The organism is Eubacterium barkeri (assembly GCF_900107125.1).
GTDB lineage: Bacteria > Bacillota > Clostridia > Eubacteriales > Eubacteriaceae > Eubacterium_O > Eubacterium_O barkeri.
This window is the reverse complement of record NZ_FNOU01000008.1, coordinates 93,288-109,927: the sequence shown is the minus strand read 5'-3', so window position 1 is coordinate 109,927 and position 16,640 is coordinate 93,288. Positions and strand designations below refer to the sequence as shown.

At 49.5% G+C, this 16,640-nt stretch carries 13 protein-coding genes; 4 read left to right on the top strand and 9 right to left on the bottom strand.

Annotation, left to right across the window (positions count from 1 at the left end; genetic code table 11):
* Positions 1-70: 70 nt before the first annotated feature.
* The 6 genes from BLU30_RS06625 to BLU30_RS06600 form a co-directional block, all read right to left on the bottom strand.
* Complete coding sequence (locus BLU30_RS06625; RefSeq protein WP_090244722.1) at positions 71-1,426, bottom strand: uroporphyrinogen decarboxylase family protein; 1,356 nt, start codon at positions 1,424-1,426, stop codon at positions 71-73.
* 37 nt (positions 1,427-1,463) lie between these two features.
* The gene (locus BLU30_RS06620; RefSeq protein WP_090244719.1) at positions 1,464-2,357 is read right to left on the bottom strand and encodes a DMT family transporter; all 894 of its coding nucleotides are present in this window, start codon (positions 2,355-2,357) and stop codon (positions 1,464-1,466) included.
* Between the two features lie 94 nt (positions 2,358-2,451).
* On the bottom strand, positions 2,452-3,075 hold the full coding sequence (locus BLU30_RS06615) for a cobalamin B12-binding domain-containing protein (protein ID WP_090244716.1): 624 nt from the start codon (positions 3,073-3,075) through the stop codon (positions 2,452-2,454).
* 20 nt (positions 3,076-3,095) lie between these two features.
* Entirely contained in the window at positions 3,096-3,947 is an 852-nt protein-coding gene (gene panB / locus BLU30_RS06610; protein WP_090244714.1) for a 3-methyl-2-oxobutanoate hydroxymethyltransferase, read from the bottom strand.
* A gap of 24 nt (positions 3,948-3,971) precedes the next feature.
* Positions 3,972-5,189, bottom strand: coding sequence for an NAD/NADP octopine/nopaline dehydrogenase family protein (locus BLU30_RS06605; protein ID WP_090244708.1), 1,218 nt, complete (start codon positions 5,187-5,189; stop codon positions 3,972-3,974).
* A 373-nt stretch (positions 5,190-5,562) separates the two neighbouring features.
* The gene (locus BLU30_RS06600; protein WP_090244706.1) at positions 5,563-7,236 is read right to left on the bottom strand and encodes a BCCT family transporter; all 1,674 of its coding nucleotides are present in this window, start codon (positions 7,234-7,236) and stop codon (positions 5,563-5,565) included.
* A 474-nt stretch (positions 7,237-7,710) separates the two neighbouring features.
* On the opposite strand from BLU30_RS06600, the gene BLU30_RS06595 reads away from it, so the two are divergent.
* The 4 genes from BLU30_RS06595 (at position 7,711) to BLU30_RS06580 (ending at position 12,988) form a co-directional block, all read left to right on the top strand.
* A complete protein-coding gene (locus BLU30_RS06595) occupies positions 7,711-8,490 on the top strand; it encodes an aspartate/glutamate racemase family protein (RefSeq protein WP_090244704.1) in 780 nt (259 codons plus the stop codon).
* 51 nt (positions 8,491-8,541) lie between these two features.
* The gene (locus BLU30_RS06590; protein ID WP_090244700.1) at positions 8,542-9,972 is read left to right on the top strand and encodes a trimethylamine methyltransferase family protein; all 1,431 of its coding nucleotides are present in this window, start codon (positions 8,542-8,544) and stop codon (positions 9,970-9,972) included.
* Positions 9,973-10,022: 50 nt separating this feature from the next.
* Positions 10,023-11,438 carry a trimethylamine methyltransferase family protein gene (locus BLU30_RS06585; RefSeq protein ID WP_090244698.1) on the top strand — a complete coding sequence of 472 codons (1,416 nt, stop codon included), beginning with the start codon at positions 10,023-10,025 and terminating at the stop codon, positions 11,436-11,438.
* Positions 11,439-11,545: 107 nt separating this feature from the next.
* Positions 11,546-12,988, top strand: a complete 1,443-nt coding sequence (locus BLU30_RS06580; RefSeq protein WP_090244695.1) for a sigma-54 interaction domain-containing protein — start codon at positions 11,546-11,548, stop codon at positions 12,986-12,988.
* 4 nt (positions 12,989-12,992) lie between these two features.
* Here BLU30_RS06580 and BLU30_RS06575 read toward each other — a convergent pair whose 3' ends face one another.
* The 3 genes from BLU30_RS06575 to BLU30_RS06565 are packed head-to-tail and all read right to left on the bottom strand — an operon-like array spanning position 12,993 to position 16,631.
* On the bottom strand, positions 12,993-13,643 hold the full coding sequence (locus BLU30_RS06575; protein ID WP_090244692.1) for a DUF1638 domain-containing protein: 651 nt from the start codon (positions 13,641-13,643) through the stop codon (positions 12,993-12,995).
* Between the two features lie 15 nt (positions 13,644-13,658).
* Positions 13,659-15,380 carry a vWA domain-containing protein gene (locus tag BLU30_RS06570; RefSeq protein WP_090244690.1) on the bottom strand — a complete coding sequence of 574 codons (1,722 nt, stop codon included), beginning with the start codon at positions 15,378-15,380 and terminating at the stop codon, positions 13,659-13,661.
* Between the two features lie 9 nt (positions 15,381-15,389).
* Positions 15,390-16,631 (bottom strand): MFS transporter, encoded by a 1,242-nt coding sequence (locus BLU30_RS06565; protein ID WP_176770848.1) that lies wholly within the window; start codon positions 16,629-16,631, stop codon positions 15,390-15,392.
* Between the last annotated feature and the right edge of the window lie 9 nt (positions 16,632-16,640).

Sequence of the window (16,640 nt, the reverse complement as noted above, 5' to 3'; positions counted from 1 at the left end):
TTCTCCCTTCTGCTTCAAAGGCCCGGAGGTTCACCCCGGGCCGTTTTTATTCCTGCAATCTTATTTTTTCCTATTTCAGCAGCGCTTCAATGACCCCGCAGATTTCTTCCTTACTAGGGATAATGGAGGACCATTTCAGCTCCCCATTGATGTACACCGAAGGTAAATGGGCCACACCCATCTTCTGGGTTCTGGCAATGTCTTCCTTGACACAGTATTGATACACGGCAATATCGATGGCATCCCCAAATTCGTCCTTGGCCAGCTGGACGGCCCGTTCCATGTAGGTGCAGGCGGCGCATTGTACCGGATCCAGGGTGAAGGCCTCAATAAAGGGCCGCTTAAGATGGTCGTAATCCGGCAGCTCAACATCCCCAAAGGTATCCACGGCTTCATAGTTTTTAACCATTTCCCGGGCTTCTTCGGGGTGCTTAATGGCCTGGGCGCAGGCGATGGTGTTTTCCATGGGGACCGCATAGGGCATATCGCACCCTGGGCTGACAATGAGGTTATGGTGATCAATGGAATCCAGCATTTCAACAATGTATTTCATATTATCCTGCTGGGTTCCGTAGTACATCACCGTGGTCAGGGGGATATTCCCGCAGATGGTGATATTGTACTCATCCGTTACTTTTTTGGCTTCGACAATGTTGACATTTTCATCCACAGATACGCCGTCGGGTCCGGTCTGGCACATCACATTGATCTGATTGGTGGCATCGCCACAGACAAAGAAGCAGCTCAATGCACCCTTACTGCGGATAAAGTCGTAGACCACCTTGTAGGATTCCAGGAAAAGTTTTTTCTGCATCCGGGGTGAGACCTGGCTGACCAGGGGGTCCACCACTGCGATGACGTCCATTCCAGCCTCAATATAGTAGGATGACATGGCATTGCAGACCTCAACGCAGAAATTAAACAGCCCCTTGGCATATTCCGCATTGGCAATCATATCCGTAAAGAAATCACTCCCTCTAAGATGAGAGGCCAGGGTCAAAGGCCCACAGATCAGCCCGTAGAGGGCAATATCCTCACCAACAGATGCCTTCATACGCCCCATAACATCTAAGATCATGGGGATTCGGCCATCGGTCTTCTTTGGAATCCGGCAGCTGCAGGGAATCTTCAGCTCTTCCCCTGCCAGGGGATGGCTCATAACAGAGGGCGGATTATCCTCTGCCCAAAGCAGGTCACAGCCCAATATTTCGGCTTCCACCTGCAGATCGAACATGATCGGCATCCCATCGGGCATATAGAGCTTGGCTACCTCCATGAGGGATTCATACAGCTTATCCCCGTCGGTGAGCAGCTCCTTGGCCGTGTAGCCCTTAAGAGTCCCGGCGTGTACCCCTGCAAAGGGCACCCATGGCACCTCGCTTGTCCCTTCGTGCCGCAGTGTTTGCTTGATTAATTCCTTACCCATTCTGTCTCCTCCATAATTTTTGAACGCGCAATGCGCCTTATCCATTGACGCCCGGATCATCATTTCCAGACGGCGATATTTTCTCCCGGGTCACCAGGATGACGGCCCCCAGCATAAGGGCTGATCCAATAAGGGTAAAGCCTGTCCAGGCTTCCCCAAAGATCAGGATTCCCAGGACCAGGGAAACCACTGCCTCAAAGGCAATAATCAGTGATGTCCGGGTTGATCCGATGGATTTAGTGGCATAGGCCACCACCACCAGCACAAAGACGGTAATCAGCCCCATTACCATTCCCACTCCCCAAGAGGTGGGTGTCAGGGTCATAAAGTCCGCTACCCCCATGGCCCATCCCTGGATTAAGAACAGGGGCCAGGAAATCCCAGCTAAATAGAAGGTGATGACCATATTATCCAGCTGACAGACACAGCTTTTTTGAATTCCCACCAGGTAGATGCCATAGGTCAGTCCAGCCCCCAGGGCCAACACACTACCCATATTAAAGACTGAAAAATCAAAGCCCATCAGTGCCGCGATGCCCAGGATGGCCAGGGCCAAAGCCACCAGCTTCCGGCCGGTTGGCTTTTCCCGGAACACAAGGGTCATCAGCAGCATGGTGAACAGGGGATAGGTAAAATACAGCATGGTCACCATCCCCACCGGCAAAAAATTCAGGGCGGCCGCCAGCAGATAACAAGCACCGGCATAGCCAAACACCGTTAATAACACCAGGGTAAAAAACTGTCGGCCAGTAATGCGAAGCCCTTGTCCTCTGAACATCAGACCCATTCCTGCAAATAAGAACACCCCCAGATAACGCACCACCATCACCTCGACAGCGGTAACCCCGAGGTTCATCATCACCTTAGTGAAAACCGGCAGCAGGCCCGCCGTCAATGCCGCGGAAACCGCTGCCCAAATCCCCCTTGACACCCACTGACCTCCCCTTTTTAAAAAGCCCTCCCATCGGAATGCTCCGAAATCAGAGGGCTATGCTTCATCTTTTCACGCCAGGCCGCCAGGGGTACTAGCTCACTAATTCCTTGGCATTTTCAACAGCAGCAGAAGCATCTGCGGCATAAACAGCCCCAATCTTTTCACTAAAGATGGTGGATACAGGTGCGCCGCCAATGAGGTATTGCGCTTCGACACCGGCGTCCTTACAGGCCGCCACAACCTTGTCCATCATCTGCATGGTGGTGGTCAGCATGGCAGACATGGCCACAATATCCGCATTATTCTCCACCGCTGCCGCCACGAAATCCTCGGGGGAAGCATCCACACCAACATCCACAATCTTAAAGCCAGCGCTTTCTAACATCATCACAACAAGGTTTTTTCCAATATCGTGGAGGTCGCCCTTCACCGTCCCAATGACGATGGTCCCGAGGGTTGGCATATCCGTATCCGCAATGAGGGGCTTGACCATGTCCATCCCAACATTCATGGCCCGGGCCGCCATGAGTACTTCGGGAACGTACATTTCCCCGTTTTTAAACTCTTCACCAACGATGTTCATCCCCGCCAGCAGGCCATCATTGATGATGGATACCGGATCCACCTTTTCTTCCAATGCCTTATTAACAGCATTTTGAACGGCTTCTTCATTGCCATCGACAACAAATTCGCCCAATTGAATTAAATCAGCCATCGTATTACCCCTTTCAAACTTTACTTTTTCAATGCCGCCTGCAATGCAGCGACCTCTTCATCCGACATGGTATAGGCGTGCTTATCGTTGTTGGGGAAGTTCCCATTTCGGACTTCTTCAGTATAGGTGGTGAAGCCCTTTAACAATTCAGCACCAACATTAGCATATTTTTCGACAAACTTCGGCGTAAAATCATCGTAGTAGCCCACCATATCTGCATAGATAATAAGCTGTCCATCGGTGTAGCTCCCTGCGCCGATGCCATAAACCGGAATGGTCAGCTCATCGACGATGGCCTGACCCACAGCTGCTGGCACACCCTCCACCAGGATAAAGGCAGCCCCGGCGGCTTCGATCCGCTTGGCCTGATCAATGAGGGCCAAAGCGGCATCAGCATTCTTGCCCTGGGCGCGGTAACCACCCATTTGTGCCGCAAACTGGGGGGTCAGACCAATATGACCCATAACCAGGATCCCCACCTCTGAAATCGCACGGATGCGATCACAGACGCTGTCAGTGCCACCTTCAAGCTTAATGGCATCGCAGTCGGCTTCCTTCACAAAACGGCCGGCATTCATGACAGCTTCTTCATTGGAAACCTGGTAGGACATAAAGGGCATATCCCCTACCACAAAGGTATTGGGTGCCCCCCGGCGTACGGACTGGGCATGGGAAATCATATCGTCCATGGTGACTGGATAGGTGGTATCGTAACCCAGGGAAACCATTCCCAGGGAATCCCCCACCAGGATCATATCCACCCCGGCCCGTTCTTCGTATTTTGCGGTTAAATAATCATAGCCGGTGATGTAGACGACCTTTTCGCCGGCAGCCTTCATTTCTCTTAATTTAATAATGCTCTTTCTTGCCATTAATCTGCTCCTTTGTATGTAAACTTAGTTCAATTCACCGGTTCTGAGGTAGGTGTTCAATGCTTCCTTAGACATACCGTCAATACCGAGATAGTCTAAGGTGTACCCATTTTCAGTGAGGTTTCTGCCATGGATGGCATTGGCCAGGTAAATCATGGAGTCCACCACCGGGGTGTCTACGCCAAAAACATCACCCAGCTGTTGGTATACGTAGCAGCCTACAGGAATATCTTCAGTGATGTAGCGGTTGTTCATGTCGAAGGGGCCGGTACCGTACTGGATAGGATCCTGCTTGTCGAAGGGAATGAGATAGTCAAGGCCCATGTATTCCTGACCTAAAACATTTTCCCGGGAGAAGAAGTGTTCCTTTTCATAGGGCTGAATGCCAACACCCAGGGTATCTGCCAGGGTACATTCTTCCTGATAGAAGGTGTACTGCACCTGGGAGATGGAGGGGCAATAGGCGTGGGAGTAAATGGAGAATTTGTATTTGTCTTCCCCAAAGATGGTCCCAAAGTTTTCCATAGTGGATACCCCAAGGATCGCACCAGGGCAATGGAGCACTGGGTTAACATTCGAAAAGCCAGTATCCAATACAGTATCCCCAGCCACTGCACCGTCGCCATAGGTCACAGCGTCCATGGAGGGCAGGTATTTGGAGCTTTCGATGAAGGCATCGGTGTCACAGGCTGGCATCGCCGCCCCACGGAGGGTGATGGCCCGGTAGTAAACGCGAATCTTATGGGTAATCACGCCACCAGGCATTTCTACACGGCTGCCATAGGTAGAGCTGGACCAGCCCCCAATAATAACTTTCGTCGTACAACCTGCTTCCCGCATCATCTTGCGCAGGAGTAACGTACCGTAGTTATCCGGGAAGATATGAATGACCTGGCCTTCTTCCAGGCAGGGAATCAGTTTTTCAAAGAAGGGCTTATGTCCGAAGGTCGGAGTGGCAACAACGATGATCCCAGCTCCTTTAACCGCTTCTGCCACATCGGTGGTGACCTTATCCATCTTTGCAAAGCCTTCCCGTTCAAAGCCGTAGAGGTTCACCTGATCGCCATAAAATTTTATTCCCACACGCTCAATATTCGCCAGGGTCTTTGTGGCGAAGGGTTCCATATCACAAATACGAACCTTAGCGCCACCCAGGGCACAGTCTCCGGCAATTGCCTTACCTACGGCACCAGCACCCAGTACTGCAATCGGTTTGTCCTTCAAATAACTCATGTCTGCCATTATTTTCGTTCTCCTTTGATCTTAAAAGATTAATTTAACTTCTTGGCTGTATATAAAGCAAGGAGCGTGCCAATTTCTGTTAAACTTAAAAATTAATACAGGCCCCCAAAAACCACGGTTCCTTTACCCTTTGTCTATCGATTTCTACTCTACTCCCAAAAGCCTGCATCTTTTTTTGCACCCCTTTAAACCCCTTCTATTTCCTTGGTTTGCCTAATTCACGCCCTTCCTGCACGCTTTAGACAGAAGCAAATCCTTTTGCACCTGCCCAAATTATGGCACCCTTCTGTTATAAAAACTTTTTTGCTTCCCTTCCCTTGTGCCTATAAAAAAATACGCTGCCCCAAGGGGGCCGCGCATTTTAGGGTGAAGATCAATCCTCCGTTGATTCTTTTCCTTCCTTTTCAGCTTTTTTAGCTGCCTTTTTCCGTGCTTTTTCTTCTCTTTTCTTAATGGTTCCAGCCATTTCCTCAGCGTAGGAAGCATCAAGCTCGGCATTTCTTTCCTTTACCAAATCGGCATATTCAACTTCGTCCCGCTTATTCCGTTTTTTTACCATATGGTAGATAAACCCAAGCATCATGATTAATTCGAGGAATACGATGGGGAATCCGGCGATGGTTTTTACAATTTTAATGCCTTCAATTCCTCCACTCAAAACGAAGATCAACGAAACCGCACCAATTAAGATACCCCAGAACAGCTTAACGGCCAGAGGTGCTTCCGCACCATCCTTGGCATGCTTTAAGGACATGGATGACAGGGTCTGGGTCATGGAGTCACAACACGTCACAATAGAGAGAATGATGGTGATAAGCATGACTATTTGGACGATCAATGTTCCCGGTACATAATTAAAGAGGTTCATCATGAAGGCTTCCGGCCCAAATTCATTTAAGAAGGATACCATGTCGGCCACACCGGCAATCTGAAGATGGATCGCAAAGCCGCCAAACACACCAAACCAGATGACCCCGAAAAGAGCTGGCATAAACAAATTGACAACAATGAACTCTCTTATAGTCCGCCCGTGAGCCAGTTTGACAAAGAATAAACCCATCAGCGTTCCAAAGGACATCCAGTCCACCATCCAGTATTCATCCCACCACTGGGCCCACTGGGTTCCGCCCACGACCGGTGACGTAAAGGTGGACAGCTCGATAAAATTACTGATATAATTTCCAAAGGATTGCGTGGTTAAGTTTGCAATGTAGGATGCCGGTCCTACCAAAATCATAAAGACTAAAAGAACCATATAAATCCAGGCATTTTTATCCGCTATCCAGGCAAGCCCCTTATTGAGCCCCGTCGCACTGGAAATTGTATAAAACGCAATGATGCCAACCGCTAGGATCGTCCACATCATGGGACCCGTTCCGAGCCCAAAGACGCTGTCCATACTGGATCCCATCTGCATAACCGTATACCCCAGAGAGCCAGCAACCCCACCTACCAGGGCAAACATGGTGAAACCATCAATGATGTTCTGAAGCTTGGGATTTAAGTCCTTCCCATTATTGAGAAAGACCAAACCAGAGCTAACAGAGTAAGCTTTATGCATATTATAGTAGGCATATCCAATGACCACTCCTGGAACCACGTAGATGGCATAGGGTGACAAGCACCAATGGAGAAAAGATTTGCTCATCCCCCAGACAATGGCCTCGGTTGTCCCCGCCACAACCCCCGCTTCCAAAGGAGGATTAAAGGAGTGCATCAGCGGTTCCGTTGCCCCCCAGAAAACAATTCCCGATCCAATCCCAGCACACAGAGAGATGGCGAACCACATCCATGTTTTATACTTAGGTTTCGCATCCGGGCCACCAAATTTAGTATTACCGATGGGATGCACAAAGAGGACAACCAAAAAGATCACCATTGATAGTACCACCAACAGCACAATCCATCCAAATCCACTCATTAATCCTACAAAGAAGTTCGTCATGATGTCAATAAACTGTTCACCACTAATGAAAGAAATGATTATAATCGCCCCCATAATCACTAGTGGTATTGCCACAGGAACCATTCGAAGTTTTTTAAACATGTTAACTCCTTCAATTTTTATTTCCGGTCCGCCTCTCTCCTTTAGCGATTCCAGATTGTTATCACTTATATAAAGCAATTTTCATGCCATTCTTAACCCTCTCAAAATTCCGCCACTTTGGAAGCTAACATCCCCTTTCCATTGCAAATATATTTGCACCCTCTAGATGATTAACGTTTTCGATTCCCGTTTTCATCCGTTCTTTGCGCAGATATGCCCATATTTTTGCATGGATTATTTTTTGCATTCTTTTCCATACAATTTATATAAAGGTTTTGTACTCCGATTTTTTTATCTTTTAAAAATTCAGCTCTTGCCCCTTTTATATATAGTATACTTCATTATATCGAATAATTTAGACCTTTTGCCGTACTGTCCATTTTGATTCTTAAATTATTCAATTCGTTCAATTTTTGGCACAAAGCTTGCTTTTAATTATCCAATAAAATTAATTTTATCGTGGAGGATAATATTATGCAAAGAGATTTAAACATCAATTACATGACCACCCGGAAGAACCATACCTGCTACGGCATGGGGATCGGCATCATGGTACTGGATGATGCCTATCCAGGATTCCCTGGGGATGTTCGTAACGCCAGTGCCTGGGGCTTCCCGATCCAATATGAAATTGCTAAGGGTGTGGATAACTACACCCTAGTATGGGAACAGGATAAAACCCCCTGCCGTGCCCCCATCGTCCAGGCCGCTAAAAATCTGGAACGCATGGGTTGCCGGGCCATTGCTGCTGAATGTGGCTATTTCGCTTACTTCCAACAAGATGTTGCCGCTGCCGTGGATATCCCCGTATTCATGTCCAGCCTGCTCCAGGTTCCCTTCATCCAGCAGCTCATTGGACCCACCAATGCCGTGGGCATCATCTGTGCTCAGAAACGATTCCTGACGGACACCCATCTGGAAAAGGTCGGCATCGACTTAAAGAGCAACTTCTACATTGCCGGTGCCCAGGATGAATATGGATGCCCACAGTTTGATACCCTTTGGGATCATGAAAAACGTCCGGAAATCCCAGAAAGCTACTATGATGAATCTGAAAAAGATATGATCCGTATTGCCAAGGAATTCATCGCAAAGCATCCGGATATTAAAGCCATTATGTTGGAATGCACCGGCATGCAGCCCTTTGCCCGGGCCATCCAGCGGGAAGTCGATCTGCCCGTATTCAGCTGGGGCACCCTTCTGGATTATGCCTGGTCCTGTGTCGCCCATCGCGATTACTACGGCCATATTTAAGGGTATACTAAACCCATTGTGTAATAAAAGTCAAATGAAAGAGGAGTCATTATGGAATTATATGAACATTATATTTCGAAAGCAGACATCCAAAAAATCCACGAAACCTCACTGAAAATTCTGTCTGAGGTTGGTGTCAATTTTGAAAATGAAGCGGTCCTCGAAATATTCAAGCAGCACGGTGCCCGTGTGGACGGTACCACCGTCTTTATGGACGAAAAAATGGTAATGGCTGCTCTGTCCACCATTCCCCCCAGCTTCACCGTGGAAAATTCCAAGGGTAACCATACCTTTGGCGGCGGAAGCCTGGTTCTCATGCCAGCGGTCGGCAGCATCTATCGCCTTGAAGACGGTCAAATCCACAAAATGACCAATGACGAAACCGTGGATTTATTCAAGCTCTCCGATACCAGCGACGTCATCGACGCCAACTATTTCAATATCTTCCTGGATGATAAAGAACTCAGCCTTGATGAACGGGTCTACAGCCCTGTCGCCATGCTCTTGAAATATTCCCATAAAACGGGTATTCATCTCATGCCCAACACCTTCCCCCTCCAGGGAGATATTCGGGAACCTTTCAAAAAAGGATTGGAGCTCATTAATCAATTTGAAGGCCGCAGCAATGTCTACAATAATATCGTCCATGTGAATTCCTTGTCTCCGCTGTGCTACGATCACGACCCCTTGGTAAAATTCCTGGTGGCTGCGGAAATGAATCAGCCCCTCTGGTTCTCACCCTGCGCCATGCCGGTCCTCACCGGTCCTCCCTCCATTGCCGGACTGGTGGCCATGACCAATGCGGAAATCGTAGCTGGTCTGGTCATGGCCCAGCTGGTACGTCCGGGTATTCCCGTGGTTTACGGTCAAACCTCCGCCTCCACCAACCTGCGTGAAATCCAGCTGTCCATTGGCGCCCCGGAAACCGCCCTCATCGGCTATGCCACCCGGGGACTGGCAGATTTCTACCAGGTGCCCTTCCGGACCTGCGGCGGCCTAAGCGATGCCAAGGATTTCGATGCCCAGGCTGGTTACGAATCGGATATGATGATTCGTTCTACCCTGGAAATCAAGCCTGACCTGGTGCTCCATGCCTGCGGGATCATGGGGAGCTTTAACATCACCAGTTTTGAAAAATTCCTGATGGATGAAGATGTCTACCGGATGCACCGCCGGATGCAGGAAGGGATTCGCGTGGACGATGAAACCCTAAGCTACAAGCTCATCGAAAAAGTTGGGCCCCGGGGTAATTACCTCCAAGGCCGGACCCCCAAGCTCTTTCGCCAGGAATTCTTCGCACCCAAGCACTTCAACAAAGGAGATCCTGGCCAATGGCAGCAAAAGGGCAATCCCGCCATCATCAGTACCCTCAAGAAGGCCGTCGATGAACGTTTGGCCTCCTATACCCCGCCGGAAATCACTGCAGAGCAGGCCGCCATGCTGGATCCCTACATCCCCGCAAAATACCGTGAACGAATTTAGTCTCAGAAGAATATAAAATCCCCTCAAAATAAAAATTAGGAGTATTTTTAATGGAAACCAAAAAAAGAAATATTAACTTTAATGTCTTAGATTCCCAAGGGATCCAACAGATCCATGAAAAAAGCCTGGAGCTTTTATCCGATGTCGGCATGAGAATTTCCGGTGAAAAAATGTTATCTGCCCTGGCTGCCTACGGCTGTGACGTGGATGGCGAAATGGTTAAAATTCCAGAAGCCATCGTCCAGAAAGCCCTGGGCACCATTCCCAAAGAGCTAACCCTCTACAACCGGGACGGCAGTGAAAGCATGGTCATTGACAGCCGAAATAACGTGTACTTCGGCACCCACTCCGACCAATTGGAATACCTGGACTATAAGACCAACACCGCCCGCATTTTCAACAAGGCAGACATTAAAACCATGTGCACCATTGCCGATGCCCTGAAGAACATCAGCTTTGTGCTCTCCGTGGGAATGTGCGGGGATGTAGACCCGGCAGTCCAATCCCAGGTGACCTTTTTAGAAACGGTGAAAAACTTCAATAAGACCATCAACTTCTCTACCAACGATATTGAATCCCTCCAGGAAATCATTGATATCGCTGCGGTGGTGGCGGGTGGCCACGATAAACTGGCAGAAAAGCCCTTTATCTTCAATTACTGCGAACCCATCCCACCACTGACCCACCCCATTGAAAGTACGGAAAAACTGCGCATCTCCGCAGAAAACATGATCCCCGTGGTGTATATGCCCTACTGCATGATGGGTGGCACCGCTCCCATCACCATCGCCGGTGCCCTGGTCCAGAATAATGCAGAAATCCTGACGGGCGTTGTCATGACCCAGGCCATCAAGCCCGGTGCCCCCATGATCTACGGCTCCATGCCCACCGTATTCGATATGAAGACCACCGTCGGCTCCTATGCTGCCCCGGAATTCCACCTTTCCGTGGCCGCCGCCTCCGAAATGTGCGACTACTATCACCTGCCCTTCTTTGGCACCGCCGGTTGTTCCGACGCTAAAACCGTCGACCCCCAATCCGTGGCAGAAGTTCAGATAGAGCTGTTCTCCACCCTGTTGAGTAAGGCCAATATCGTCCACGATATCGGTGTTCTGGATCATTGCAACAGCGTGGCCCCCGCCATGGTGGTTCTGGCCAACGAAATGATCGATCAATTGGAAGCTTACACCAAGGGCGTGGTGGTTAGTGAAGAAACCATGGCCATGGATGTCATCAAGCAGGTGGGACACGGCGGACATTACCTCAACGAAATGCATACCTTATCCAATTTCAAGAGCGTCTGGTATCCCAAGTTTTTCAATCGTCCCATGGTCAATGCCGACGAATCCACCATTATGGATGAGGTTATTGCCAAAATCGACGATATTTTAGACAATCATGTTGTCGCCCCTCTGGATGCGGCAATTCTTCAGCAACTGAACACAATCGAAGAAAAATACAACTAATCCTCTCTTTTATTTCTCTATCCCCCTACAAAGAAAGCGATCCCCAGGGTTGCTTTCTTTTCTTTACCGTTGTAAAATAATGTTATATCTTCAGGAGGTGTTCCATCATGAAGGCAGCAGTTGAAAAGGATTTTGAAAACGTAACGGATGCTTTGCAGCACAATGCCATCCCACTATCCGCTCTGGAAGCTGTGGAAGATGTCTGTATTCATATTAGCGACATTTCAGGAAAAACGATCTGCTATTCAAAGGGATGTGAAGTCATTGACAACATGCAGCGTGAAGACGTTATTGGAAGGACGGATTGGGAGATTAATGAGTATATTGATGAGTCCATGACGAAATATGTTCTCCGAACTGGAAAAAAAGCCCTGGATAAGCATGTCCGTTATCGAACACCATCGGGAAAAATTGCCGATGTTATCAGCAGTACCTATCCCATTTTTGCATCCGATGGCAGTAAAAAAGTTGAGGCCGCCCTCTGTATCTATCGGGATGTCTCAGATTATTTACAGATGTCAAATACCATAAAAAAACTTCAAGCCGATTTAAAACCCATCAACAGCAATGGAACACAATATACCTTTAAAGAAATTATCGGAAAAAGTTCGATTATGCAAGAGTGTATCCGCCATGGCAAAATTGCCGCAGAATCTTTGGCTCCTATTTTGATTGCCGGCCCCACAGGAACGGGGAAGGAGCTCTTTGCCCAGAGCATCCATAACAACAGCCAGCGGGCCGAAAAGCCCTTCGTTGCCATCAACTGCAGTGCTATTCCGGAAAATTTAATGGAGAGCACCCTTTTCGGAACGGTCAAAGGGGCCTATACGGGTGCGGTCAACGCTGACGGTCTTCTGGAGGAAGCCCGGGGCGGAACCCTTTTCCTTGATGAAATCAACTCCATGGACATGGGCCTCCAATCCAAACTGCTTCGAGTCCTTGAAACGAAACACTATCGAAAGGTGGGGAGCAATAAGGAGCTGGTCATGGATGCCCGTATCCTTTCTGCCATGAACCAGGACCCCATGCAGGCCATTGAGCAAGGTCGCATACGATCTGACCTTTATTACCGTCTGGCTGTTTTCTGCATCAGCCTCCCTGGACTTTCTGAACGGAAGGAGGATATTGAGGATCTGGTTTTATCCTTCCTCGCCAGTGAAAGCATCCCCATGGGAAAGGATCTTTATCGCATATCTGACGAAGCCCTGAAGGTTTTAAAAAAACACAATTGGCCCGGCAATATCCGGGAACTCAAACACGCCATCACCCATGCCATCTTTATGGCCCAACGACGGGATACTGTACTGGACGTCAGCTTGCTTCCGGATTATCTAAAGAAGATCAGCAGCTACCACACCATTCAAACGAAGCACCTGACAAACCTCGATGCAAACCAAAGCTTAAAGGACACCCTATCTATTATTGAACGCTCTATTATAAAAGAAACCCTGGAGGACTGCGACTACAACATCAGTAAGAGTGCCCGGAAGCTTGGTCTGTCCCGGCAAAATCTGCAGTATAAGATGAAGCAGTATGGGCTGGGGCGGTAAGCATTTAATCCAGGCGGCGAAACATTTCCTCCACAATCTCCCCATCCGGCAGTACCCTAATAAACCGATCATCCTCCGCCCCGTCTAGCATATCCGTCAGCAAGGTGACGCTGCCAGGAAGCTCAGAAAGCTCAAGGCCCAAAACCGCCGCAATGTGGGCACACTTTTTCCGATCCTCCGGGGTTTCCACCCCGGTTGAAAGAAATTGGATATATTTATAATTTCGATACATGGCCTGCACCATGCGCAGGGCCCGCTTCTCTCCCCGGGCTGCCTTCATCCGGTCGTATTCGTAGCCCAGACCCTCTTCACCCCAGAGCCAGCCCTGGGAAACAAAATAGGAGGTCCGGCGCAAATCTGAAACAGATGGATTGCCATAGAGCATCACGTCAATACAATCCTCCACCCGGGGCAGCACCAGGGGGCAATGCCGGGCCCGCACCCCATTAAGGGCCCGGCCGCAGTGTCCATAAAGCAGGTAGATAACCTCCGCATCCCATGCGGCATCAATGGCGGCCTGAACCTTCTGGTGCAGGGTTTCCGGCACATTGTGAAGCTGGTCCTCCAGCCAAATACAAACAAAGTCTTCCCGGGACCCTAAAGCCACTTCGATTTCTCTACGCAGCACTGAACAGCCAATGATTACTTTTTTCATTTTTCGCCTCCTTGCTTATCCCGCAATCACACGTTTTAAATAAACCGAAACCACATCCGCAAAGCAGCGTTTATCCCGGATGTAGATAAACTGGTTCCCGTAGATCTTCTGCTCCGCCGCCAGGTCCTTTGGCTCTCCGCAATATACCCCCAACACTGAAATGCCCTGCTGCCTGGCTCGGCGTACGGCCTTTGCTGTATCCCCCACAGCCGCCTCTCCGCTATATACGCCCATTCCCCGGAAAGGTCCGGCACGCCCTCCCAGGTGGATATCATTAGGGCGGCCGTCACTTAAAACAATGAGGATCTTATTCTCCTCAAACCGCTTTAAAAGGGCATCGCAGATTCCTGGAATGGCCAGTCCATCCCGATTACTGCCCACACAGTCGTACTCAAAGATATGGTCCGTCTCCGGGATGGGGTCCTCGTAATCCCGAAACCGCTGAAGTACGGTATAATCCAGGAAGCCACAAAAGCTGGTAACCCGACAAGGAATGCCGTTTTCCACCAAGGCCCGGGCAATGATATAGGCCTGTATGGCCGTGACGCTTCGCTTATTCACCTGGGAAAAGCTGCCGTCGATTAAAAGATCCACCACATAATCCCCCTGATCATCTCCCTCCGGCCGACGGAAAAGCCGGGGCGCTGGCACCCTCCCCAGTCGCCACAAACGTCTTACATCGACGCTGCCATAGTCACTTTGAACCTCGTAGCACTCCCGCTTATTCATCAGGGCATTACAAATACTGGCCCTCAGACGCGTGATGATGGCCTCGTACACCTCCCGCTTTTTTTCATAGGCGGTTCGGTTGTGCAGGGTATTCCGTTGCGCCAGGTGCCCCCGGTTCTCCCCTGGGGTGTCGCTGTGTAAGAGGCCTCGGGTGTAGTGCAGATGACAATCCCGATGGGGGCCAATACACCATCGTGTCTCAATGGCCCGAGTCGTGTTCAGGGGCATCCAGGAAGCCCCGTAATGATGTACCACCTGCTGGGCTGCATCCTCTAATGCCCCTTCTTTCTGCTCGCAATGTTCCCTTCCAACTGAATGCCTTTGGGACTCTGCACTATTTTTAGAGCGGCTGGGACCAGGAGCCTTCTGCTTTGGCGCCTCCCACCCAAAAGGGATTATCCCGCTGCCTGAGGGCTTGGTCCAGGCATGAACAGCACTCCGGGAAAATGGAATGGCCCTGAGGCCGAAGAACTCCTGATACAGCCTGTCAATTCCCTCAAGGCAAGCCAGCTGGTCCGTAGTTTTTGCATTTTTTATTAAATCCTCGGCCAAACGACTGTATTCACCGTCCCCTTCCCCTGGCATTCCCGCCAATATGGACCCCATCCTCTGGTCCAGAGCCTCATCGAAACCGCCATTCACTGATGGCACTCGACACTGAATCAGCTCCCGGCAAGCCTTCCCCTGGATATCCACTACTCCCGGACGTATCCGTCTAAACTGATGGATGATGTAGAGATTAAGTCCCCAATGGAGCACTGCCAGAAAGGATTTCCTTTCGAAGCCCTGGGTTAGGCGCCAGCCCGTATACCCCGCCACAAAAGCTCGGTCTAAAAATCGCTGCCGTCCCCCGGCCAGCACTGCCTGGTACAGTGCCATTGCCTCTGAATCCCCGGTTATTTCAGCCTCCTGGGTTTCCATCTGGTAGTCCCCACAGATGGTCCAAAACATATTTTTTATTCGGGTGTCCAGATCCCCGCTCTTTTCTCCTACCACCTTTAAATCCATGATAGCTCCTTAATCGCCCATCAATCCAGGTTTATCCCTCTGCCGATCTGATTTAATAAACACACAAATCAACACTGCCAAAACCGCCATAACCAGCATCAGTTGATAAGACAGAGAAAAACTCCCCGTCTGGCTCTGGATATACCCACCGACATAGTTTCCAATCATCGACCCCACCCCAAGGGAAAGGTTCAGTAGTCCAAAGAATTTCGCCGTTTTTTCCGGAGGCAACACCCGGGAGACATAGGTGGGGTGCAGCCCGAAAATCCCGTTGTAGGTCAACCCAAAGATGGCACAGGCCAGCAGTGCTGCTAGACCCGTATGGAAGAAAACCACGGCCGCGATAGATAGGATGGAAATACCGTAGGTCATGATCATCGCTGCCTTGGCTGAATAACGATCCGCTAAAACTCCAGCAATAAATCCGCTGAAAATACCGATAAAGCCGAAGATGCTCCAAGCAAGTCCGGAAATCTGCTCGCTCAATCCTAAATCCTCCTGCATCAAGGGGACGATATAGCTTTGGAATGGGATTAAGTACAAGCCTGAGAGTACCAGCAGCGCCACCAGCACAATATAGTATTTCAGGTAATGCCCAGAGGAACCATAGACATAACCCTTTTCCTCGTCGTCAACGCTCTCAGCCGTTTTTGTTACCTCAACAACCGGCTCTGTCTGTTTACCACCCATCCGGTAAATCCAAAATACACCCATGGCTCCCAGAGCAAGACTGATGATTCCAAAAATAAACCATACCCCCTGCCAGGTTCCTTGGCTAAGGATTGGAGGAATGAGTAGCCCATTTAAAATCAATCCAAAGGAGGTCCCGCTGGAGATAATGCCCAAGGCCTTGCCTCGATGATCCTCTTCAATGTTTTCTGCTACAAATTCAACCATGGGAATCCAGGAAACCGCCGCAAAGATGCCCTGGAAGGTCACCACCACCAACAGTACCCAGGGGTTGTTCACAAAAGCTAAGGCAAAAACACTCACCCCACACAGGATTACCGAGGATGAAATCAGGAATCGAACACTCAGATAGCTGCAGAATATCCCCCCAAGAAGGGAGAACAGCAGATAGGCCGCCTGATGACAGGCATTGATTCGTCCCACAAACTCATAATCAATATGAAGGCTCGCCACGATGTCTGGGGTAATCATCGAAAAAATATAGCGACCAAAGGCAAAGGTGATGGTAATGAATCCGGTTAAACAAATGATATACATGAGTTCCTGATTTTTTTTCGACATGATTTTCCT

Excerpts from the sequence above, each read along its gene's own strand:
- BLU30_RS06625 (WP_090244722.1), bottom strand. The coding sequence starts at position 1,426 with ATGGGTAAGGAATTAATCAAGCAAACACTGCGGCACGAAGGGACAAGC.
- BLU30_RS06615 (WP_090244716.1), bottom strand. The coding sequence starts at position 3,075 with ATGGCTGATTTAATTCAATTGGGCGAATTTGTTGTCGATGGCAATGAA.
- panB (WP_090244714.1), bottom strand. The coding sequence starts at position 3,947 with ATGGCAAGAAAGAGCATTATTAAATTAAGAGAAATGAAGGCTGCCGGC.
- BLU30_RS06605 (WP_090244708.1), bottom strand. The coding sequence starts at position 5,189 with ATGGCAGACATGAGTTATTTGAAGGACAAACCGATTGCAGTACTGGGT.
- BLU30_RS06600 (WP_090244706.1), bottom strand. The coding sequence starts at position 7,236 with ATGTTTAAAAAACTTCGAATGGTTCCTGTGGCAATACCACTAGTGATT.
- BLU30_RS06595 (WP_090244704.1), top strand. The coding sequence starts at position 7,711 with ATGCAAAGAGATTTAAACATCAATTACATGACCACCCGGAAGAACCAT.
- BLU30_RS06590 (WP_090244700.1), top strand. The coding sequence starts at position 8,542 with ATGGAATTATATGAACATTATATTTCGAAAGCAGACATCCAAAAAATC.
- BLU30_RS06585 (WP_090244698.1), top strand. The coding sequence starts at position 10,023 with ATGGAAACCAAAAAAAGAAATATTAACTTTAATGTCTTAGATTCCCAA.
- BLU30_RS06580 (WP_090244695.1), top strand. The coding sequence starts at position 11,546 with ATGAAGGCAGCAGTTGAAAAGGATTTTGAAAACGTAACGGATGCTTTG.
- BLU30_RS06575 (WP_090244692.1), bottom strand. The coding sequence starts at position 13,643 with ATGAAAAAAGTAATCATTGGCTGTTCAGTGCTGCGTAGAGAAATCGAA.
- BLU30_RS06570 (WP_090244690.1), bottom strand. The coding sequence starts at position 15,380 with ATGGATTTAAAGGTGGTAGGAGAAAAGAGCGGGGATCTGGACACCCGA.
- BLU30_RS06565 (WP_176770848.1), bottom strand. The coding sequence starts at position 16,631 with ATGTCGAAAAAAAATCAGGAACTCATGTATATCATTTGTTTAACCGGA.